Below are 22179 nucleotides of genomic sequence, written 5' to 3'. Positions count from 1 at the left end.
CCTTTAGGGTATTGCACTAAATAAATGCTCCCACACCCATGTCATAAGTATCACTAAGCCACATGTACCAGTACCATAAAGCAATTTAGCCCAGTCATAAAATGTAGAATGCATGCTAAACTCCTCTTCATAAGACCACCATGCAAGCCCTCCAAAAATAAGACCTAAGTTCATGTAGAACCTGACCCACATGGAATCCCATCCCATGGCCAGAAAATGCAGATTTATAGCAATAGCATTCAGGAATATCACAGGCCTTGGAGTGTAATACTCTTCAACTTCAGCACCCACCCACAACATAGCTAGAGGGCCTATCAATTCTACAACTGGATGAGGGATGTATGTTATAAATGCCCTTGAGGACAGCAAGCTCACCACAAAGCTGACTGCCCCAATAATTCCCCACACTATGAATGCAATGAAAGAGGCAAGGTAATTAATGAAGGAAAAAATGATATTCAAAATCTCCATCAAATCACCTGGAGCTCCTTAAGGTACTCCTCTATCTTTGCCTTAAGGGAACCCCTCTCATCTTCAAGAGTTTCAATTTTACTCCATACTTCCCCTATATCAACTTCATCCCTTTCAATTATGGGTGTCACATACAGGGTGACATTTAAGTTGTAGTCATTCTCCCTTACTTCCTCCAAGCTGACAACTCTTGCATAACCATCAATGTTTTTGAAGTCATTGTATGCATCCACAATCTTATCAATGTCTTGAGGCCTAAGTTTGTTCTGTCTCTTGCCTTCTTCATAGTCCTGGCTGGCATTAATGAAAAGTATCTTACCCTTCCTATTATCAGGCTTGTTCTTCCTGAATATTATCAGGACACCAGGAGCCCCTGTATTATAAAACAGCTTTTCAGGGAGTGCAATTATAGTATCTATCCAGTCCTTTTCCACAATCTTTGCCCTAATGTCTTTCTCTTTCCCTCCTCTGAAGAGGGCACCATTGTCAATTACTACCCCTACCCTCCCTGTGTCATCTCTTGCACTTGCAAGCATATGCTGAATCCACAGCCAGTCAGCTGAGGTTCCTAAGGGGGGTATTCCAAAGGGAAATCTATCCCCACTGAATGGAGCTCTCTTGATGTTCTCTTCAAGGCCTTTCAGATTCTTGTCATTCCAAGGGGGGTTTGCAAGAACCACATCAAATTTCTTTAGCCTTCCACCCTCTGTGAAATGGGGACTGAGGAAAGTATCACCTTGCCTTATGTCAGCATTCTTAATGTCATGAACCACCATGTTAACTCTGGCTATCACATAGGTCATGTCATTGAGTTCCTGTCCATAGAATTTGGTCTTCTTTAGGTCACCACCATTCTCTTTTATGTGGTAGTATGCAGTTATCAACATACCACCAGTTCCACATGCTGGGTCATAAACCTCTTCATAATCCTTAGGGTCAAGGATTCTGACAAGAACTTTCACAACCTCTTTGGGGGTGAAAAATTCTCCACCCTTCTTCCCACTTGTGAGAGCAAACTGCTCAACAAGATACTCATAAGCCTCTCCAAGGAGGTCAGGGCTGACATTTTTTCCAATTCTATATCTATCAAAGTGGTCAATTAGTTGCTTTAACTTCTGGTCTGGGAGAACATCCTTTCTATTAAAGTCTACTCTAGTCAAAAGCCCCCTTAGGCTCTCATTATGTTCTTCAATCTTCATGAGGACCTCATTTAGTTTCTCCCCAATGTTTACAGGAGTGTTCTTGACTCTCTCCCAAAGGCAATCTTCTGGTATCTGATACTTATGCCAACTCTTTTTCTTAGCTTCAATCTCAGCAATCTTCTTAGCTTTCTCATCTCCAAGTTTTTCTTTCATCTGATTAAAGACCCTCTCATAAACCTCCTTATACTCATCTTCATATACATCTGATAATCTCTTGTAGAATAAGAGGGTTAGTATGTATGGCATGTAATCAACTCTGTTCCTTAGGATATTTGCTGCATCCCAAAGCCAAGTTTTTAATTGCTCTTTATCTATCAAGTCTGCTACTTTATTAATTCTTTTTTCCATTTTAGTTTCATCTGATTTTTTGGAATTAGATTTTTTGATAAAGGTAGTTAAAGGGACTTCCTTGTCCATTATACCCCACCACCACAATGACTGCAATAAGGCAGTAAATAACCTTTTCTGATGCCCTAAGTCATTAGTGTTCTATTAATTAATGGTGGTGACATCATGGGAAAGGAGGGTTACAAAAAATTGAATGTTCTCATGTATGTTGAAACATACAAGTCTCTAAAGGAGTACTCTGAGAGAAGTAGCATCCCAATGGTCAAAGTGATTATTAAAGCTTTGAACTTTTCAATAAACCACATAGACAAATTCAAGAAGTTTTTACAATGGTATGTTGACTTCATGGCTGGGGACATTACAACACTAAGAACTTTTTCAGTAAGTGAGGTGAATCATAAAAGAATAAAAACATGGGCAGAAAAACTTGACCTCAGCATGAGCATGTGGATAGACAGTGCTGTGGCATTCTATTTGAGAAATATAGAGCAAAAAGTGTAACTGCCCTAAGTTATAATTTCCCATTATCTTAATGGTGATGACATGGTCAAGAATTCAGATTTTGTAATTCTAGATGACTATGCAAATATTGTAATTGAGGATGAACCTGCTAACTTGAGATTAATCCTAATTGGAGATGGAACTAATCAGTATGATGTATCAGTGCCAAAGAATATGAGTATTTGTTATCTAAGGCTTGGGAGAGATACATTAGACCATACTCATAAGGAGAGGCTTCAGTTTACTGTATACACAAACTGCAAGGAACCAAAGATTCTCATAGTTAGAGAACACAACAAAAGCAGGAAATTTGGAGATAAATGGGAAATATGGAGTGTTGAGGAAGAATGGGATTTTTCAGGAGTTCCACAACCAATATGCTCATGGGTTCACAAAATTCTACATTCTCTAAAACTAAAGCTGCTTCTTTTGATTCCACAAGGAAACAAGGAAGATGCTCTAGGAACAATAAAAGGAGTGGAAAAGCAGCTTGAATTATTAACAGAGCTCTTGGACAAGAGTGATATTGAAGGTGAATATTTCAAGAGAAAAACCAAGTTTATATTACACCTCTTTCCCCAAGATGAGTTTATGGAACAGGCCTCAAAAGACCAATAGTCAAAACATCAATAAAGGGATTTGTGGAGTTTTAAACTCAAGTGTCCCTTGTGAGAATATAACTTTCCCCTGAAATCTTTGTAATTAGGTTAACTTTTATTGCAAGGGTAAGTGCCTTTCTCACGGCATCTTTTGAACCCAACTTTTTCTCAAGGACACTCACCAACTCATCTCTAGGGACTCCATTTGGATAGTAGTTTCTGAGGTCTTCAAGAGTTTCTTCAACTGCATCAAGCATTCTTCTCTGTTCCCCTGTAAACTCATAGGATAATTCACTCAGTAGTGAAAAGTCAATATCCTCCCCCCAACTTTTTACTGCAATTTTTATTAGCTCAATTGCTTCATGGACATCCTCTACAGTAACTCTGTCTTTTAGCTTCAATTTGGCAATAGCTTCTGAAATATTTATCATGCTCATCTGTAGCCTATGAGAATAGTTAAAGGTTCCATTCTCTTTAAGGTATTTTCTCAGTTCTTTTACAAAATCAGAGAGCTTCTGCTTTGCTGTGTCCTCCCAAGTGGGGACAATCTTTTGAGCATATGTAATGTACTTTACTAGTAATCTATCATCAACTTGCCTTTTGATTAACCCCTGTGATGCTTCCCAGATTTTCTCATCAATCTTATCCACAACTTCCTTTGATTCATATGTTCTGAGGCCAATTATGATGTCAAACCTGTCTAGTAATGTTGTGCTGAAGGCAACCTGCTCAAAGAGTGATTTCTGATTTGAGATTACTCCTTTTAATGGATTAGCCATTGCCATTATTGACTCTCTGGACATGATTTCTAAGTTCAAGTCAGCCTTGTTGAAAATGTAATAACCAACACTCATAGCATTATGGAGAGCCTTATAATCATCTTCTTTTAATTTGTCAAATTCATCAATTAAGAGCACTGTGCCATTTGCCCTTGCCAAAGCTCCTGCCCTATACACCCATCTTTTTGTCATGTCATCATATTTTGCCATCCCAATAAGACCTACCTGGTTTGTACTACCTCCCCCAGTGACAAGTTCTAGATGGAAAATTCTCTTTAAGTCCTCTAGAATCCTAGATTTACCTGTTCCTTTGTCACCAATAACAAGGATATTAATCCATTTTCTTAGGTTACCATTAACAAGCTTCTTTGGGGAGACAAGTGCAAGTAGAGCTGATTTTTTAATAGCCCACAGCTCTGGGGTATCTTTTTTGTTAGCATAGATACTGGGGGCAATACTATCAATTAAAACATCTATTATCTCTTTCTCTGAATATTTCTCTTTAAAATTAAGGATTCTTTCAATATCCTCTTTAGTTAGCCTTGATGAGGCTCTTTGTTCTGTCTCCTGAACATTAATGACTTCAAGGACAACCTCACTAGTGGTGGCTCTTTCAGATTCAAGCTGGATTTTTGTCCTGACAATGCCAGTTACCTTGACCTTCTGCCCCATAAGAGAAAGCAACTTCTTGGTGTTGAGTGTTGTAAAAGCTTGAAAATCCTGAGGCTGCTCATTACTCTCCAAGTTCTCTAGAAGGTCTTGAAGAGTAAATACCAGAAGTTCCTTTCCTTTGCTCTTGTAAGTGTCAATGAAGAGATTCTTTGAACCACATGCACTGCATTTGTTTTCCCCAATCCTTGGAACTAGAAAATCCTGGAGTCTAATTATTTCATTTCCACAATCCCTACACACAAAAACCAATTCTGGGTAAAATATCAATGGCCTACTCAGTGCCATTATCTTTGCCTCTACTGTAATTAGGGTGTTCAGGTCCCTACTTACATCTATATCTATCAACCTTCTATGTGTCACTTCAGAAGTGAATGTTACTTTTAGGCCATGAGAACTCTCATCTGATAAGTCACCACTCAGCTCTTGGATTACTTTTTCTAGTGCCTTAGCAAAAGTTATTTTCATAACCTCTTTTGTTCTGTACTTTACTAACCTTGCAAGTTTGTCTGAAAATGCTAATACTTTCTCATACTTCACTGTCAACACTTTTGATGGGTCTTCTGTTAGTAGCTTGATGATTTCATCTTTGTAGACTCCCATGAGAAAACTTTCAGCTTCTGGCACTAACTTCTCAGGAGTTATCTCCTCTATCTCCCTACTATCATTCACACCGGATACTATCTCTGAGTATTCTTTTATGATTTTATTTTCTATAGTACTGTTTAAAGAATAGTAATTAACTCCATTCACCCTGTAAGTTAATATAATATCCTCTCTTTTGAGCACTGAAGATATGCCATTTTGGATTGATTTGAACCTGTAGTTCAGCCCTAATTCTTGATTCAACTTTACTGATAATTCTGTGAGAGTATCTCTACTGATGTTTGGATGCAGGAAAAGCACCAAAAGAGGGACTATTTCATATTGCTTACTAACATGCACAACCCTGTGTATTGCTTTTTTCAAAGAATCCATATCCTTAAGGAAGTTCCCCCTTAGTGAATACTGGCCTCCCCAATTCCCCTTTCCATGGGGGGAATATGTGAGTGGATTATTACTCTTCCCCTCAGCTAGGGGGACTGGGGGAATATTCCCCCCAATGATTTTAGCAGGGTACTCCTCAGGGGCATGTTCTCCTTTCTCATCTTGCTTGTCCCACACCATTATTAATCCCATTTATATATTAAACAAAAATTTGACTTAAGGCATGAAAAATTATAAAGCAGAATATATTTCATTCCAAGAGCCTTGTGTTGTTGAAAACCACATCATAAACATCTCTCTGGGCCAATAGCCTATCTAGGAGTTTTGCCTTTTTGAGTATTTCATCAACACTTGTCTTTGTGTAGTCATAATGGCTTTCAACAATTTCCAAAGTCTTGTGACCAGCTGTTAGGAACTCCAAACTGTCTAGGGCCTTGTTAGTTCTAAGAAGCTCCAGGGCCTCTTTGGGGGGATTTCTAGTCATTGTAACATAGAACTTTCTAAGGGATTTCATATTGAAGGCAATACCTGCTCTTTTAAGTCTCTGTGTAACCCTACCCTTGCTTGATTCCTTAAATCCTGATATATTTGGACTGAACAGGTAATCATTTGAACCTTTATTGTACTTCCCAACCACTGTGTCCTTGAGATAGTTTGCTACCTCCTTAGTAATATAGACTATTCTGCTATAGTTCTTCTTTGTAATCTCAGACCTCACCAAGACAATCCTGTTTCCAAAATCAATGTCACCAACTTTTAACCTAAGTGCTTCACTTGTCCTTAGCCCTGTAGTTGCTTCCAGAAGAATCAACCCTACCAACTCATCTTTTTCTTCCTGACTAAATTTGTTTGAGCTTCTGATGTATCTAATCAAGTTTTTAATGTCATTTTCATCTACAACTTTAACCCTATTAGTCTTTCTTGTTTTTACAGTATAGTTCACCTGGGCCACATAACCCTGGTAGTGTCTGAGTTTCAAGAATTCAAAGAACTTCTTAATATGACTCTTGTACTTGTTGAATGTGTCTTTGCTTACACCGCTTCTCACAGTTTTCCCATTAGTTATTGGTTTCTTATACTGTAACCAATCAAAGAACTCCTCTATAGTCTCCTCAGTGATAACACCCTGAGTGTGCTCCAAGAAGACCTCCACATATCTTATCCTCTGAAGAATGTTCCTCTTGCTTTTTTCAATGACTGGTGGCATGTTTCTGTCATTAACAAATTCATCCCAATCATTGTATGTTACTGTTTTAGTTTTTCCATTTTCATATATCTCATACCTGAAGTCTCTTATTGACCATTTTTTGAATTCCTCAAGGGCATCCTTGACCTTAATGAAGATTACACCCCCCTCCAGCACATCATAAAGCTTGCTTCTTTTCAGTATCTTCTTACTTTCTTTAGCATCCTGTCCTACAGGATTTTGGACTATGTTACCCTCTGATTTTACCACATCCTTCTGAGAGAGATTTTGATGCCCTAGGCCTGTTTGGGAAACTGGATGTTGTAAGTCTGAAAAACAAGGAGGTGCTGGCCATGAGGACATTGAAGGTATGAGCCTCCTTGATTCAATGATTTCTCTTACACTGTCAATAATATTCTCAGCATCTTCAGTAGCTTTGAGAATCAGTTGTGAGGTTTTATTATCAAGTACCACTAGGATATCTACAAACTTACTTTCAAGTTTCTCAGCATCTTCTGTTGGAACCTTGAAGATGTAGTACTGCCCTTCTTTCCTTTTCAGCTTAAGTTCAACTTTTAACCTTTTGTTAATGCCAATTAAAGTGTCAATGTACACTTTGATTTTAAAGCCTTCAGAAGTTAAGCCCAGCTCTCTAAGTTTATTGTAAGCCCACAAGATGTCCTTGATTTCTCCCTCATGTATTTTGATTTGATACACTCCTGAATGCTTTGCCACTGCCTTGGTAAGCTGTTTGGTGAAAAGTATGGTCTTCCTTTCAACTAGTGAGTCAATTACCTCTTCAAGTGCTTCCCCTACTGTTGATTGGTCTATGTTAAGCAAGGTGGCTAAATCCTGAACAAGAGCACTGAATACTCTCATGAACTCAACCCTAGCCCAGCTTAGTACTTCTTGGAGATAACACATTGTGTACTGGGGCATTATTTTACCATTACCCATTGACATCATATACCCCTCCATTGTCATTTCCAACCTGTGCATCCAGTTTTTATAAAATTTGCCTTTGATGTTATTACCTTTATAAGTCTTAATTGTATTTTGTTTTGATTTTTCACCAATATTGGCACCATATGTAAACAAATTGGATGATGATACATCTTGGGTTAAATTCCAATCAGAGTGCAACTCAGGCAGGTGAGTTCTCACATTAGAATAAACAATAGAAGTTATTTTGTTATCTAGACTCATCATCCCAACCACAGGGGATACGGCGGGGACGTTAAAAGGTTTCACCCGCTAAAGCTTTAAGGCGTGCCTCCTATGACCATCCATGCGATCAAAAGTGTACCTAGCGGCCGTACTGGTGGCAGCGATGCTCGCAGTGGCGGGCTGTCTTGGGAGAACCTCAACCCTGGAAGCCACCACCGAGGAAACCGTTACTCTGGAAAAAACCAGAACGGTCACTGAAACCCTCACCGTGACAGAAACCAAGTACATCGAGAACCACAGTGTTGAAACGGAGCTCAGAAAGAACCTCACTGCCTGCATCGAGAACCTCCGGCTCCTGAACTCGACGTTAGCCCGGACGAGTGAGAGCCTGGAGGAGCTCAGCGCGAAGTACCGCGACTGCCTGCTGGAGGGGTCAAAAAGGGAGGAGAACGCCCCCCCGACAGAACTGTTGGTGGACGACGCGTATTACAGGAGCCTCATCGAGGACATACGCGGTGCGCGGGAGAGCGTTTACGTCACTATGTTCCTCATGAAGTACGACCCCAACGATAGCTACGATCACGCCAACGACCTGATAAGGGCGCTGGTGGAGGCCAGGAAGAGGGGCGTGAGCGTCCACGTGATACTCGAAAACGGCATCGAAGACAACATGGCCACCTACGACTACCTCCGCTCCAACGGGGTCGATGTGGTCTTTGATTCCCCCTCGGTAACCCTCCACACAAAGATGGTGGTGATAGACGACAGGGTGGTTTACATCGGAAGCCACAACTGGAGCGAGGCCGCGCTGGACTGGAATCACGAGGTGAGCGTTAGAATCGAGTCCCAGGAGATTGCGGAGTCGCTCTTGGAGTACTTCGAGGAGATTAAAAGGGGGTATTAGGTCGATGAAAATGATGGATGGACTGAAGAGGGCCTACTGGCGCTGGCGCTCCCGCTGCCCGTTCGTGAGGAAGATCGGGGAGTGGAGAATGAAGAGAAAGGCGCGGGAGTTTAAGGTGGAGGTGAAAAACTGAACGCATCTCCCCAATCCCGGCGGTTACATTTTTCTCCGGCAATCCGGCATTCCAACAGTCGAAACCCTTTTGAACTTTGGAGTGTAGTAAGGCCTTGGGGAGGCCACTCAAAAGAACCCGATGGGGCGAGGGTTTCAGTTACCACTCCGCCTTGGAGTGGTTTGAAATCCGCGAGTGGCCTTAAGCGATAACCCCAATCCGGTCTGGCGGTAGGGGTAATGAGAGCAAGACCGTCCCCTCGGGCCGAGCTGAAACCGGCGACGGGAGTAGGGGATGAGTGCCCAAAAACCTCTCCACCCTTAGCGAGGGGTTAAACCGTTGGAACCCCTATCTAAGGCGGGGAGGAGGTCAGGGATGTTCTAACAAAATAAAAACGAATTTAGATCACGCCTCCGCCCGGCAAAAGTTCCCGGTCAGGGGCCGATTAGTTCCTCATCGCACCGCTCGGCCACCTACCCTCACATCATCCCAGGCCCAGGTTCTCCCTGATTTCAAGGGGAATGAGGCCTATCTTCGGGAGCACCAGCAGGGCCTTGTCCTCGACGGCGTAGGCCGGGACGCACGGCACCATACCGTAGGGGGTCGGGTATTCTGGGTCAGGGGCCCAGTTGTTGTCGCCCCACGTGAGGAAGCACTTCTCGGTCTTACCGCCGAGGTTCACCTCGCTTATCTCCCTAACGCGATGGATGATGGGATACTCGTAGCCGGGACGCTTGTAAACGATGACGTCATTGATGTGAACATCGTCGATGTTCTCCTCGCTTATCCCCTTCAGCAGGACGACGTCCCCGCGGTAGAAGACGGGCTCCATCGAGCCGCTAACGACTATGACGAGGGGGGAGTCAGTGTGGAGCGCAACCTTAAGGCCGAACTGGAAGATGAAGACAACTATGACCGCTATCAGCACCCATGCTAGATCTTTTTTCCACCCGTCTTCCATCTCAGAGCCTCCATGAGGGTGCTTATCCTCGCGGGAATGGCACCGATGGCGGTGCACGTTTCGAGGCTCACCCTTTTTCCAGTTATGTCCATGTGGTAGCGGGCGGTCTTAAAGATTTCCTTGGGAAGGCCGTGCCGTCCGAGGCCCACCAGGAGGAGAAAGCTCTCACCGCGGAGGGCGCGTTCGGCGAGCTCAAGGGGTGTTATCTCCTTCTCAGCACTGGGCTTCCTGGTGGTGGCAACGGGTGTTCCGAACTGCGGCGGGAAGCCCCGCCTGGGAAAGTCCAGAAGGTGGAAGCGGTTCCCCTCCGCCAGTTCTATGAGGTACTTGCCGCCCTCGCCTATCGTGGTGTGGCCGCTTATCTCCTCCGCCACATCGATCGGCCTGCCCTCGAAGGGGAAGCCCACCAGGGCCAGGTGAAAGCCGTAGGCATACGCTATGGGTCCCGCTCGGGCTATGGCGCGCAGGTGGGCCTCATGGAGCCTCTTGGGGTCGTAGGTGTTGTACAAGGCTATCGTCAGCATAACTCCTCACCCAGGATAATCAACAAATATTTATAAGGATTTAGAGCGAATTAAAAAGTTAGTATGACGACGCTTGAGGATGTTATTCCCCTGATAGAAAGGGGCTACTATGAGGATGCAATGGAAAAGATAGAGATGCTCGACGATCCGCTGGACAAAGTGGACGCCATGACCCAGGTGGCCATCACTATACACTCCAAAGGGGGGCCGGCGGATTGGATACCCACCATAATTGATGATGCTACGTACATAGTACAAAAAATGGATCACCCAACGGACAGGGCCATGGGGTACTCGATGATAGCCTCAGTCCTAGAAAAAATTGGGTATCATGATGAGGCGGCGGACTTTTTTAACAGCGCCATAGAGGAGCTGGACAGGGTAAAAGATCCCACGGAGAAGGGAATAGCCCTGGCATTCCTCGCGTACCACATGGCCATTTCCGGATACTCAGAGCAGGCTCTGGAGGTTTTTGACCTCGCTTTTGACAGCATCATTAACGCGGAAATTGCGTACCGCCTCAAAGTAGACGGCCTGCTGAAGATTGCGGAACTTCTGGAAAAGGCGGGAGACAGCGTACCCTCCAGCAGAGCACTAAAATTTTATGAGATGTCCTTTGATATATTCGATAAGCTCAACGTTAACCAGCAGGCGGCCATAGTTGAAAAGAAAATAGAGCTAACGAAAACCGTCTACGACGTTGGCCTCCCCCAGATTCGGCGGGCGCTCCTGGAGGGCAAAAATCACTACGCGCTGGCAATCTTGGACAGAAACTACAGCGGCGTAGTTAGACTCATAGGGACACTTGAGATAGCACTGTGGATGAAAAGAGTGAACAACCCAGAGTACCTTGACGTTGTGGATAAGGCCTTTGAGAACTGTCAGAACCCGCATTTCACCGAGGCGAACGTTCAGCAGATAGCCAGACTCCTCACAGCGCTGGGAAGCCTCAAGAGGGCACTGGCGTTCGCCATAAAGATAAAGGACATCCGAAAGAAGAGCGAGGCAATGAAGGCAATAGCCATCGAACTGGCCCTCAACGAAGATGTCGACAGTGCCGAAAAACTTGCAATCAACATCCCGGACCCCCAGGTGAGGGAAGAAGCCCTCATTGAAATCGAGACGCTGAGGGAGGGCAAGCTGTGATATTCGACGCCCACTCAGACCTGCCAACGCTCATCCACGACGAGAGGATGAACGGAAGGAGCCTTGTGCTGGAGAGGAACTTCGAGAGGTTCTTCGGTCCCTGGGTTAGGGCCAGGGTTATGGCCATCTGGACGCGGCCGGAGAGAAGGGGAGACGCAACGGCCTACGGTTTTGAGGTCCTGAACTCCCTGCTTAAGGACGTCGGGGGGAGCGAGCGCTTTGAGCTGGTCACAACCGTCAATGGAATGAAAAATGCCATCGGGGACGGAAAGGTCGCCCTGTGGCTCAGCCTTGAGGGCGGGGAGCCAATAGGGGAGAGCCTTGGCCTGCTGGAGCTCTTCCACCGCCTCGGCTTGAGGGTTCTGACGCTCACTTGGAGCCTGAGAAACGCCATAGCTGACGGGGTCTTTGAGAGAACGGGGAGCGGACTGACGAACTTCGGCGTTGAAGTCGTCGGAAAGGCCGAGGAGCTCGGGATACTGCTTGACCTCAGCCACATCAACGACAGGGGCTTCTGGGACGCCCTGGATGTCACGGCGTTCCCTGTCATAGCGTCCCACTCCAACGCGAGGAGGCTGTGCGACCATCCGCGGAACCTGACGGATGAGCAGATAAAGGCGATATCAGAGAGGAACGGCGTTATAGGTGCAGTTGCCATCCCGAGCTTTATCCACCGGGAGCGGGCAACGCTGGAGGGGTACGTGGAGCACATAACGTACCTGGTCGATCTGGCCGGCTACCGCCACGTTGGGCTCGGCTTCGACTTCGTTTACTACCTCCGTGGCTGGAGCGGGAGGAGCGTTGAGGGCTTCGAGGACGAATCGAGGATACCCCACCTGATAGAGAGGCTCTCGGAGACCCTCAGCGAGAAAGAGGTTAAAGCGATAACCTTCGAAAACTTCGAGCGTGTTTTTGAGCGGGTCGTCGGGTGACTACCTCCTGAGAAACCTTGGCAGGCCTGCATACGACCGGCGGAGCATCCCCAAAGAGTTCCCCAGCCTTCCAAGCCTTAGAAACCTTGGCCTTCTGTAGGTACCCCCCTCCCCCAAACCCTCAAACAGCGCAAAACGTTCGGTCAAACGGCGCATCCTGACCTTTTCAAACTTTGAAACCCTGTAAATGCCCCGCTGTATGTCCCTGTAGCGGGCATCCATGCCCTCCCTCTTGCCCCGGAGATACGCCATCCTCGCCTCGTCCAGAAGGTTTTCCGACCCTGCCCTGGAGTAGACATCCTGCCTCAGTTCCCTGACCCAGCCACTCCACTCCGAATGTCCGCCGTAGCCTATCAGATATCCTGCCAGGTAAGCTTTTTCGAGTGTGTTTTCCTCCTTCAGGACATCCTCCAAGCGTATCCTCCGCTTGGAATCCCTATCCATCATGCCTCACCAAGGGGAGATTCGTCGAGAACCACCAGCCCACCGCTGGAGAATTTCACCGCAAACATCCGGGTAAGATGCTTTGTCCGCCTCATCTTGAGAACCTGAACGGCCCTGACCATCTCCGATCCGTCTTCGCTCATGAAGTAGTGCAGCATTATAACGCCGTCGGCTATATAGTGTTCCTCGGTGTACTTGTCCAGATCCGTCAGCTCTGCCACAAGAAACGTCGTTACGTTTAGATCCTCAATCGCCCTGATGAAGTTCGAAAGCTCGGCCTTTTTCTCCGCGGGATCGCTGGTTTGGAATTCTATAGCGGTTAAGGGATCGATAACAAGTCTGCTTATCCTGTTCCTCTCCGCGAGCTCCCGCACCTGCATGAGGACCCCGCCCCACGATGGAGGCTTTCCAGACCTCCTCCACAGATCCTTTCCAAAGTCACACAGGATTAGTTTGCCGGACTTAACATAAATCCAAACGGATGGGTCAAAGCGGGCCATGTCCTTGACGACCTCATTGGGATTGTGTATGAGGGAAACGTAGGCCACCCTCTCCCCTCTTCTCGCTCCCTCAATCAAAAACTGCATGGCAAAGGTAGTTTTACCGCTGCCAGGCGGACCTATGAGGAGGTACGTCTTACCCGGCAGGAGTCCTCCCTCAATTATCTCATCAAAACCCTTAATACCACTCGGTATCCTCTCGGGGAGGCCCATCGATACACACCCCGATTTATAATTTGGGCGGAAGTCATATAAAAGAGTAGCCCACAGATGCATCAAAGTGGTGGAGTTTCATGGACGAGTTGTACTTTTTAACCGCAAAAGACGCGAGAAGACTGCTCTTCGCGAAGGGCGGAGCGAGGCTCAACCTCGACCTGAGGAAAACCAGCCGTTCGTGGCTGGTAACCCTCGACGGGGACGGGTTCATGTTCCCAGATGGAACCAGGGTTGAGAGGGACGTCATCGAGAGGATCGCGAGGGACGAGGGTAGCGTTTACTTCGTGAGGGACGGCGTTTACAAAGCCGCCATCGCAGGAGAGCACTTCTACAAGCTCGTCCCGACGATTCCGCCCACGATTGAGATAAACGGCATCAGAATGCACCGCACGAAGGAGGTAAACCCCCTCCAGGACACGAGGAACAAGGTGAACGCCGTAAAACCGAGAGAGGGCGAAACGGTTCTCGACACCTGCATGGGGCTGGGATACACGGCCATAGAAGCCTCGAAGCGCGGGGCGTACGTCATAACCATCGAGAAGGACCCGAACGTGCTCGAACTCGCCAGGATAAACCCCTGGAGCAGAGAGCTCTTCACCGGCGGAAAGATTCAGGTGATTCAGGGCGACGCTTTCGAGGTCGTGAAGAAGTTCAAGGACGAGAGCTTTGACGTGATAATCCACGACCCACCGCGCTTTTCTCTGGCCGGGCAACTCTACTCCGAAGAGTTCTACCGCGAACTGTTCAGGGTTCTTAAACCCGGTGGGAGGCTCTTCCACTACGTCGGCAACCCAGGGAAGAAGTATCGGAAGAAGGACCTGCAGAAGGGCGTCATGGAGAGACTGAGAAGGGCAGGCTTCGCCGGGGTTAGAAGGGTCGAGGAGGCGCTCGGGGTTATGGGAAGGAAACCGGAAAACAAAGGAGGGAAGAATTAAATCCCTCCGACCTCTTCCAGCTCCTCAAAGGCTTCGAGATTGGTGTAGTAATCCATGAGCTCCGAGATTTCCCTTCTAAGCCTGAAGCTCTTGACTATTGCTATTCCAAAGCCTATTATCGACGGCCAGGCCAGGAGGAGCAGCAGTTTGGCGTCGCTTATTGGTATAGGCCTCGGGTCAGTGAAGCGGTTGAAGTTCCATATCATGAAGGCTATCATCAACCAGGCCGTCGAGAAGTTGGTCAAACCGCTGCCGCTTTCTCCGAGCTTGAAGCCCGGAACGACGTCCTTGGTTATCGGCGGGAGCAGGTTGCTTCCCATGAAGCCGAGCTGGTCCTCGAAGACGTGGAGCCACTGACCGATCATCGAAGCGAGGGCAAGCTCCGTCGCGTGCTCATAGCCGATCAGCTTGAAGAAAGCGAAGACGACGAGGCCTATTATCATGCCCATCGTGAGGGAGTGGCTGAAGCCGTGGTGCCAGGGCAGGAACCTGTCCTTGACGACCGTCTTGCCCTTGAACTCAGCCCTCCTGAAGGCTATCTCCGGGCCTGAGAATGAGTCTATCCTGGTGGGCTTTGGATAGGTCTTAATGAAGGGCACGCCCACCTTGGCTATGCCGTACTTCCTGTACTCAGGAACGTCGCCGCCTATGGCAACGCCACCTGGCGTTACTATCGGCCCCATCTCGACGCGGACTTCCCTCTTGGGCGGGTCGAGGTGAACCCAGAAGCGCCTGTAAACGTCGCCGGGGAGGCGAATGTTGTGTATCTTGACTATCCTCTCGCCCTCACGATAGGCCTCCTCAATGGCCCTCGCTATGGTGTCCGCTATGCCCTGCGGGTGGGGTGCATCGCTGACGACGAGCTTGAGCGAGCAGTCCTCCTCGACATCGACGTAGCCGAAGACAAGTAGCTTCTTGCCCTCCTCGATTTTTCCGAACTCCTCCTCGAAGAACTCGTAGTCGTCGCCGAAGGCCTCAACGGTTATCTTTCCGGTTCCGTCGTTGAGCGTGAAGATTATGCTGTTGTAGCTCTCCGTGACGGTCTCCTCGCTTCCGTCCTCGCGGAGAACCCTGTAGGAGACCTTTCCAGAGCCCCTCGCCAGTATCTCCTCGACCTTGCCCTCAATGGCAAAGAACTGGTAGCGGTTTTCCTCGCTCAGCTCGCTTACCCTAACGAGCTTCGGCGCGTAGTGCTTCTTCTCGTCCCAGGGGGCAGGGTCTATCTCGTAGTCCCTTCTCGCCAGGAACTTTCCGAACTTGAAGTCCACGAAGTCAGGGAAGTAGGCGGCGGCAGCCGCTATGACCGGAATGAGTATGCCCAGCCTTAAATCACCGACGAGGGCAGCGAAGAAGGTCGCCGCCGCGAGGCCCGAGATGTAGTGGGTGAATCCCCTCATCTTCCATCACCCCAGTCCGAGCAGGGACATGAAGTAGCCGGTGTGGCCTGTCATGCTGATGAGCACAGGCAGGATAAGTCCGCCGAGGCAGTAGCTCCTCCTGGTGTTGAAAGCAGCCGCCATCATTCCTATCGCCGTCGAGACGAAGAGCACCGCCAGCCCCATCGGTCCAGTGAGGAGGTAGGAGATGACGACGAGCGTCACCGCGACAACGTAGGAGAGCTTCTTGATGTGGACGACGTTGAAGCTCCTGGCTAGGAACCTGGAGAGGTAGTAGGTGAAGAGGAAGCTTATGCCCGCGCTGAGCAGGATAACGCCTATCGCGGCCAAGTATTCCGCGTAGCTCTTGGGGGTGTAGATTGAACTCACCAGCCAGGCAGCAGCTCCCCTCGTGAGCCTCAGCTGGGGCAGGAAGAGGAGCGTGAAGGCTCCGACGTAGTAGATGACCCTGTTCACACCCTGGCTTATGATGAAGGCGTCGTCTCCGCGCTGGCTCGTCATGTGGCCCGCTATCAAAGCTCCCATTCCACCGGTGATTATCGGGTAAACGGCCGCTATGGTTCCTCCGAGGGCGCCGCCGAAGCTGGCCTTGAGGGTGTTGTAGAGGCTACTCTCAACCCTATCATCGGGAACCTGCTCGAGCATCGGCGGGTTGGAGAGTATGTTGAGTATCACCCAGGACATTCCGAAGAAGCCTATGAACATCGGCGTGAGCCTGGTGTAGGCGCTCGTCGTCGGCAGGAGGTTGGTGTTCATGACTATGAAGCCCAAGAGGCCGGAGAGGAAGAACACCAGGATTCCGCCGAGTATCTGTCTCCAGGCCAGCCAGAGCCTCTCTGCCGGAGTCCTTCCGCGGTCGCCCTCCTTGGGCCACTCGCTCATGAACATGAAGACCACTATGGCGACGAGGAAGTAAGTGATGTACGGACTAGTGGCCTGGTAGATTGGCGGGAGAACCCTCGGGAAGATGAAGAGGGCCCCAAGGACGAGGAAGAGGGTTCCCGCTACCGCTCCGATGAGGTAGAGCAGGACCGCCTCGTGGCCTCTACCAAGGAGGAGGTAGCGCTGTGTGGGGAAGAGGAGGAAGACGGCGCTCTCATCGGCGACGCTGAAGTAGACGCTCGATATCGCGCTCACGTAGGCGTAGGCAACTATGGCGCCGATGGCGAAGAAGGGAAAGGCCTGAACCGGCATCAGCTCGCCAACGCCGAAGACAGCAACGAGTAGGGCCATTATGTTGAATATGTGGAAGCCCGGGATCCAGGATATGAGGGCGCCGAAGAGCACCCCCGCGAGGGACCAGATTAAAAGGTCTGAAAGGGGAACCATGGCCATCACCTCACCTCAATGCAGTCACTCCTGTAAGGAATGACCTCAACGGTTCCCTTGTACTCGGCAACGTAGCCCGCAATCCTGACCGTCTGACCCTCGCTGAAGGTTAAGTCCCCTGCCACGCTCTTGGGTATAAAGACCACCAGCTCTCCGCTTCCGTCGTCGATGGTCAGCTTGACAAAGGTGCTGCCGGTGTAGACGTCCACCACGGTTCCCTCAACGACCACAGTCGTTCCGAGGAGGTTCAGGGTAACGTCACCCGTCCTTAATTCCTCCGCCGGAACCGCCTCGACGACGGTTATGGAAACCACCTCACCGGAGTCGGCGTTGTAGGTTATCCTCAGCGTGCTTCCAGTTCCCGCTTCCCTCAGGTCGGGGAGGACATCGCGCGAGACTGACAGCTCAGCGCTTCCGGTGTCGTCGTGGACCTTCATGACGTAGCCGTCCTCGTAGCTCAACCCATCCCAGGTGACGGTGAGGTTCACCCTTCCGGTGGCGGCGGAAAGCTCCGAGACCTTCACCTCTCCGATTCCCGCGGTTCCTCCTGAGGGCTTCTCCGCCGCCACGACCGCATCGAGGTCGTAGACTATAACCTCGGCCTCGCCGTCGTACTCGTCCACGTAGCCAGCGAGGGTAACGCTCTGACCCTTCTCGACGCTCAGGTTGGCGCCGCCGGGTATGAAGACCGCTATTCCGCCGCTTCCGTCATCTACAGTCAGCTTGAGATTGCTTCCGAGGGTGAAGAGGCTCGAAACCGTTCCGTTCACGGTTATGGTTTTGCCCTTCATCGAGAGGTCCACCGAGCCGGTCCTGACCAGCGGCGAGGGCCTGGCATTTGTGACGTTCAGCGCGGTTATCCTGCCGGAGAGCGGGTCGGCTATCACCCTCAGCGTGCTGCCCGTTCCTGCTTTAAGCGGGTTGGGCAGGAGGGAGCGCTCGGCAAGCAGGGTTGCGCTTCCGGTGGAGTCGTGGAAAGTCAGGGCGTAGTCGGGTTTCTGGTAGGCAATTGAGTCCCACGTAACCGTCAGGAGGAGGGGTTCCATTGCGGTCTTCAGGTCGGAGACGGTACCCTCAACGGGCCCAGCCTGCTCAATCTTCTCGATTGAGGCAGGGTTGAAGAGCACTACCTCCGGCTCGTCGCGGTAGATTTCAACGTATCCGCCGATCTGCACCAGGTCGCCCTTGGCCGGGACGTAGGCCAGCTCGTTGGCGGTTGAGCGCGGCACGAAGACCGGAAGGTTGCCGACGACTATCTTGAGGTTGCCGCTGAGGTTGGCCACGTCGGTTACTTTACCAACGACCGCGACGAGCTGGCCCTCCATCTCGGGGGTAACCTCGTCGGGCTTGAGAGGAATCGGGGCTATCGGCACCTCAACGGTGAGGTTCTCGCCCTTCACGAGGTTCTCTCCAGCCACCAGGCCCCTGACCGTGACCTGACTCCCGGTTCCGACCTCGAGCGGGTTGAGGTTCAGCAAGGCCTCCCTCGGGAGCGAAGCCTTAACGCCGTCCACGGTGAGGTAGTAGGTGCCGTTGGCGTAGGTTACGCCCTCGATTGAACCCGCGAAATCCACGAGCTGGCCCTCATAGTCAGCGAGCCGAGCCGCGGTGACCTTCGGGAGCTCTATCTCCTCCGGCGGGAGCGGCTCTCCGAGGGCCTTTATTCCACCTCCGGTGTAAACGACCACCTCAAGCTTTCCGCGGTACTCCTCGAGGTAGCCGGCGACCTCGACTCCAAGGCCGACCTTAAGCTGAGCCATCGTCTCGTTGGAGAGCTCCGCGAGGGCGGCCGAGGGGATGAAGACGTCCAGCCTTCCGGTTCCGTCGTCGATGACGAGCTTAAGGTTCGAGCCTATTCTATCGACCTCCTCGATGTTGCCCCTCACGGCCGCTATCGAGCCGCGCATGTCGAGGGTCAGGGTTCCGATGGGCTTGAACTCCATCTTCATGGGCTTGGCGACCTCCAGGTAGGCCGCAACGAGCCTGCCGTCGTCCCCCATTCTTCCCGCGACCCTGACCGTGCTCTCGCTCGAGGCGTTGAAGGGGTTGAGGTTCGGGAGAATGTCCCTCGGGACGAGGGCGTCGAGGTAGTCTTCTCCATCGGTGAGGGTCAGAACGTAGCGGCCGTTCTCGTAGGTTATTCCAGCGAGCGTTCCCTCAACGGCCATGACCATTCCCGGATAGTTGGGTGCCTCGCCTATCGGAACGACGGGAGCTTCTTCGATCGGGGTCACCGAGAGCCGGGTGATGTTCCTGACGACTATCTCCGGCGAAGTGCCCTTGTAGAGGTAGACTATTCCAGGGGCGTAGAGGGTGTCGCCGACCTTGACGGAGAGGTTGTTGAAGACGAGAAGAACCCTCGGGACGAGCACGGAAACAAGGGAGTCGCCGGTATCGACGGTCATCAGGTAGCCGGAGCTGACGTTGGAGAACTCGGTGACGATGCCCTCAACGGCCACGTAGGAGCCGCTCATGTTGGCGTTGAGGGACTTGACGATGGGCGGATTATCGGAGTAGAGTTTCGAGCGGAAATTCAGGCCGTCGAGGTACTGAAGCATCGAGTAGGTGTAGGTTTCCCTCACGCGGAGCTGAACCTCGGCCGTCACCTCGTCGCCGGGGAAGGGAACGAGACCCTTCCGTATCATCTCATCGGCGAGCGGGGAGTAGACCCTGACGTCTATCTGCCCCGTTCCGTCGTCCACCGTGAAGGTGAGGCCGAGCTTCCCGCCGGTCTGAGAGACGTAGGGCACCGTAACGACCGTTCCGTTTATCCTGACGACGGCGTAGTTCATCAGGTAGTTGCCGTAGACGTCGCTCACCCTGACGAGCGGTGCCTGGGCGCTCTGGGCGGCAACGAGCAGAACGGCGACGCCGATTACAGACAGGAGAATCGAGAGGTATTTGAGCCTCGATACGTTGAGCTTCTTCTGCTCCTTGAGTCCGTGGTAGTAGAGCTTTTTCTCACCCTTCTTCCCTGACATGAGCAGACCTCCGGATTATTTGACGTAGCAACCCAGTTGATGGATGCTCTTTTTAACGCTTTCGTGTCAAAACGGGACAGGAGTAACCAGGTTTGAATAAGGTGGAACGTTACGACCGGGGAAAATAATTTAAGGCCTCACTCAAAAGACGGGCCGTGAAGACGCTGACCTCCTCCTCGCCGTGATGGGTGAGGGTTCCAACGAGTTAACCCCTCACCATTGACGGGGAGGTTTGAGGGGTTTCATTAAAGCCCAAACTAACTTGGGTCTTCGACCCCTCCGGCCAGGTCTTAGGCCAGTTACCCCTACCTCCCGCTAAAGCGGAGAGGCTCGGGGTTATGGTTTTTACGGCCTTCCTCAAGATATTGAAAGCACCAACTAAATCCGCATTAAACACAAGCCCCGTCACGGGACACTTAAACAAACCACGAACAAATCTCGCCCCCTCGTGGGGCTTCCCGCAGACAGGGCAAAGCTTAGAAGTAAAAGCCTCACCAACAACCTCAACAACGATGCCATACTCCTCAGCCACTTCCTTCAAGCGTTTGATAACATAATTGAACCGCCAAACGTGAGAGAGGAGGAAGTTTTGTTTCCTGCTCTTCTCAGAGTTTCTGGCGATTCCTTTTGGATAACCAATGACAATCCTGCCAACGCCCAACTGATAAAGCCTCTCAAGGGTTTGCCTTACGGCAGTGTTAATGTAATGCCTCGCCTGGAGTTTGGCTTTCTCGTGCATCCTCTTGAGGTTCTTACTCTTCTTTGCACCGCTTTTGTTGATTTTGGACTGATACTCTGCAATCCTCTTCCGCCAGTAAAAGGCGATTGACTTTAATGGTCTTCCGTTCACAAGGAAGCTTTCGCCGTTTTCAACGTAAACGGCCATGAGATTGTTCACTCCCAAGTCAATTCCAGCGGAGAGGTTGCCTAACGGTCGTCTTGGAACTCTCACCCATTTATCATTGACCAGTTTCTTTTCCACGGTAAAGCTGACGTGAGCATACCACTTCTGCTTAACGGTATCGTAGGTGATTTCCAGTCTCCCCTGCTTGCCTTTGAAGTGTATCCTGCCTTTAAACTGGACTTCGAGGCGTTTGAACTTTCCGAGTCCCTTGAGGATTAACCTGTTGTCTTCAATCCTGTACTGGTCGTTTCTGAGGACTATTAAGCCTCCTTCTTTGATGTAGTTTGGGGGTTTTGGTTTGAGCCATTCGGGTAGTTCTCCATTCCGCCTTTTCCTGAGGAGGGAAAAGAAGCTTCTCCAGCTTTCAGCGTTCTTCCTGCAGATTTGCTGGACTGTTGCCGAGCCGATTTCCTTCTTAAACTCTTCATAAACTATCTTCTCGGTTTTGAGGAAGTCCACGGGCTTGCCTTCAAAGAATTCTCGTCTTCTCAGATAATTCACTCGGTTCCAGACTTTAGCTCCAGTATCGGCTAACTCGAAGAGTGTTTTCTCCTGTTCCTTTGAGGGTTGGAGTTTTACCGTTACTGCTCGCCTCATTCCAAAGTATGGTATTGTTCTTAGGCTTTAAAATAGTTTGCTTTCCTCTTTGAGGGCTGTTGGGCGGTTCACCGCATCCCCACCTTGAAGGGTGAAGCTTTCGAGAGAAAAAGGTAATAGTCACGGACAAGAGGAGGCACCTGCTCCACCCCCTGCTCGTCGCCTCAGCCAGCAGGGTGCTTCACCGGGGCAATCTCAGGGCCTTTGAAGCCGTTGCGGAGGCCTTCGAGAGGAACTACTTCTTCGAAAGGGTAGTGAGAATGCCCATGGACTGCTTCGGAAAGTACCTCGGAGAGAGCATTCTGCTCGGCGTTCAGGCCGGGTTCAACCGCCTCGATGAACTCCCGCCCGCGGCGGAGGGGGAGGGGGTGAGGCTGATCGAGACGGG

The 22179-nt window shown here is 49.9% G+C and carries 20 protein-coding genes; 8 read left to right on the top strand and 12 right to left on the bottom strand.

Annotated elements, in window-relative coordinates:
• Positions 1-3 precede the first annotated feature (3 nt).
• Together APY94_RS06330 and APY94_RS06325 are read right to left on the bottom strand one after the other, a co-directional pair.
• Complete coding sequence (locus tag APY94_RS06330; protein WP_058938826.1) at positions 4-471, bottom strand: hypothetical protein; 468 nt, start codon at positions 469-471, stop codon at positions 4-6.
• Positions 471-2090, bottom strand: coding sequence for a type I restriction-modification system subunit M (locus APY94_RS06325; protein WP_058938825.1), 1620 nt, complete (start codon positions 2088-2090; stop codon positions 471-473). Before APY94_RS06325 ends, APY94_RS06330 begins: the two co-directional genes overlap by 1 nt.
• A 96-nt stretch (positions 2091-2186) precedes the next feature.
• Between APY94_RS06325 and APY94_RS06320 the strand changes: the two genes are divergently transcribed.
• On the top strand, positions 2187-2522 hold the full coding sequence (locus APY94_RS06320; RefSeq protein WP_048150816.1) for a hypothetical protein: 336 nt from the start codon (positions 2187-2189) through the stop codon (positions 2520-2522).
• Between the two features lie 42 nt (positions 2523-2564).
• A complete protein-coding gene (locus tag APY94_RS06315; protein WP_048150814.1) occupies positions 2565-3140 on the top strand; it encodes a hypothetical protein in 576 nt (191 codons plus the stop codon).
• Between the two features lie 37 nt (positions 3141-3177).
• Here the strand turns inward: APY94_RS06315 and APY94_RS06310 are convergent, their stop codons facing one another.
• Together APY94_RS06310 and APY94_RS06305 are read right to left on the bottom strand one after the other, a co-directional pair.
• Complete coding sequence (locus APY94_RS06310; RefSeq protein WP_058938824.1) at positions 3178-5736, bottom strand: AAA family ATPase; 2559 nt, start codon at positions 5734-5736, stop codon at positions 3178-3180.
• Between the two features lie 70 nt (positions 5737-5806).
• Positions 5807-7951 (bottom strand): tyrosine-type recombinase/integrase, encoded by a 2145-nt coding sequence (locus APY94_RS06305; RefSeq protein ID WP_058938823.1) that lies wholly within the window; start codon positions 7949-7951, stop codon positions 5807-5809.
• Between the two features lie 79 nt (positions 7952-8030).
• Here APY94_RS06305 and APY94_RS06300 point away from each other — a divergent pair, with 79 nt between their 5' ends.
• The gene (locus APY94_RS06300; protein ID WP_245610427.1) at positions 8031-8813 is read left to right on the top strand and encodes a phospholipase D-like domain-containing protein; all 783 of its coding nucleotides are present in this window, start codon (positions 8031-8033) and stop codon (positions 8811-8813) included.
• Between the two features lie 4 nt (positions 8814-8817).
• Positions 8818-8946: a hypothetical protein gene (locus tag APY94_RS13865; RefSeq protein WP_281176012.1), complete on the top strand. Its 129-nt coding sequence runs from the start codon at positions 8818-8820 to the stop codon at positions 8944-8946.
• A gap of 463 nt (positions 8947-9409) precedes the next feature.
• Here the strand turns inward: APY94_RS13865 and APY94_RS06295 are convergent, their stop codons facing one another.
• Together APY94_RS06295 and APY94_RS06290 are read right to left on the bottom strand one after the other, a co-directional pair.
• Complete coding sequence (locus APY94_RS06295; protein WP_058938821.1) at positions 9410-9886, bottom strand: signal peptidase I; 477 nt, start codon at positions 9884-9886, stop codon at positions 9410-9412.
• Positions 9859-10410: a DUF531 domain-containing protein gene (locus APY94_RS06290; protein WP_058938820.1), complete on the bottom strand. Its 552-nt coding sequence runs from the start codon at positions 10408-10410 to the stop codon at positions 9859-9861. The genes APY94_RS06295 and APY94_RS06290 overlap by 28 nt, the downstream gene beginning before the upstream one ends.
• Before the next feature lie 63 nt (positions 10411-10473).
• On the opposite strand from APY94_RS06290, the gene APY94_RS06285 reads away from it, so the two are divergent.
• Entirely contained in the window at positions 10474-11556 is a 1083-nt protein-coding gene (locus tag APY94_RS06285; protein ID WP_058938819.1) for a hypothetical protein, read from the top strand.
• Positions 11553-12488 carry a dipeptidase gene (locus APY94_RS06280; RefSeq protein ID WP_058938818.1) on the top strand — a complete coding sequence of 312 codons (936 nt, stop codon included), beginning with the start codon at positions 11553-11555 and terminating at the stop codon, positions 12486-12488. The genes APY94_RS06285 and APY94_RS06280 overlap by 4 nt, the downstream gene beginning before the upstream one ends.
• Here APY94_RS06280 and APY94_RS06275 read toward each other — a convergent pair whose 3' ends face one another.
• Entirely contained in the window at positions 12489-12932 is a 444-nt protein-coding gene (locus APY94_RS06275) for a hypothetical protein (RefSeq protein ID WP_058938817.1), read from the bottom strand.
• Complete coding sequence (locus APY94_RS06270) at positions 12932-13645, bottom strand: RAD55 family ATPase (RefSeq protein WP_058938816.1); 714 nt, start codon at positions 13643-13645, stop codon at positions 12932-12934. The genes APY94_RS06275 and APY94_RS06270 overlap by 1 nt, the downstream gene beginning before the upstream one ends.
• An 80-nt stretch (positions 13646-13725) precedes the next feature.
• Between APY94_RS06270 and APY94_RS06265 the strand changes: the two genes are divergently transcribed.
• The gene (locus APY94_RS06265; protein ID WP_058938815.1) at positions 13726-14583 is read left to right on the top strand and encodes a class I SAM-dependent methyltransferase; all 858 of its coding nucleotides are present in this window, start codon (positions 13726-13728) and stop codon (positions 14581-14583) included.
• Here APY94_RS06265 and APY94_RS06260 read toward each other — a convergent pair.
• From APY94_RS06260 to APY94_RS06245, 4 genes are all read right to left on the bottom strand, one after another.
• Complete coding sequence (locus tag APY94_RS06260) at positions 14580-15980, bottom strand: metal-dependent hydrolase (protein ID WP_058938814.1); 1401 nt, start codon at positions 15978-15980, stop codon at positions 14580-14582. The genes APY94_RS06265 and APY94_RS06260 overlap by 4 nt on opposite strands.
• A 6-nt stretch (positions 15981-15986) precedes the next feature.
• Positions 15987-17309: a tripartite tricarboxylate transporter permease gene (locus tag APY94_RS06255; protein ID WP_058938836.1), complete on the bottom strand. Its 1323-nt coding sequence runs from the start codon at positions 17307-17309 to the stop codon at positions 15987-15989.
• Between the two features lie 5 nt (positions 17310-17314).
• Positions 17315-20290 carry an OB-fold nucleic acid binding domain-containing protein gene (locus tag APY94_RS06250; protein ID WP_058938813.1) on the bottom strand — a complete coding sequence of 992 codons (2976 nt, stop codon included), beginning with the start codon at positions 20288-20290 and terminating at the stop codon, positions 17315-17317.
• Between the two features lie 205 nt (positions 20291-20495).
• A complete protein-coding gene (locus tag APY94_RS06245) occupies positions 20496-21791 on the bottom strand; it encodes an RNA-guided endonuclease InsQ/TnpB family protein (protein WP_058938812.1) in 1296 nt (431 codons plus the stop codon).
• Between the two features lie 176 nt (positions 21792-21967).
• Between APY94_RS06245 and APY94_RS06240 the strand changes: the two genes are divergently transcribed.
• The coding region (locus APY94_RS06240) for a hypothetical protein (protein ID WP_058938811.1) at positions 21968-22179 on the top strand (212 nt) is incomplete at its 3' end.

Source organism: Thermococcus celericrescens (genome assembly GCF_001484195.1).
In the GTDB taxonomy this organism is placed as follows: domain Archaea; phylum Methanobacteriota_B; class Thermococci; order Thermococcales; family Thermococcaceae; genus Thermococcus; species Thermococcus celericrescens.
The sequence above is the reverse complement of the archived record's forward strand: the minus strand, read 5'-3'. Positions and strand labels throughout refer to the sequence as shown.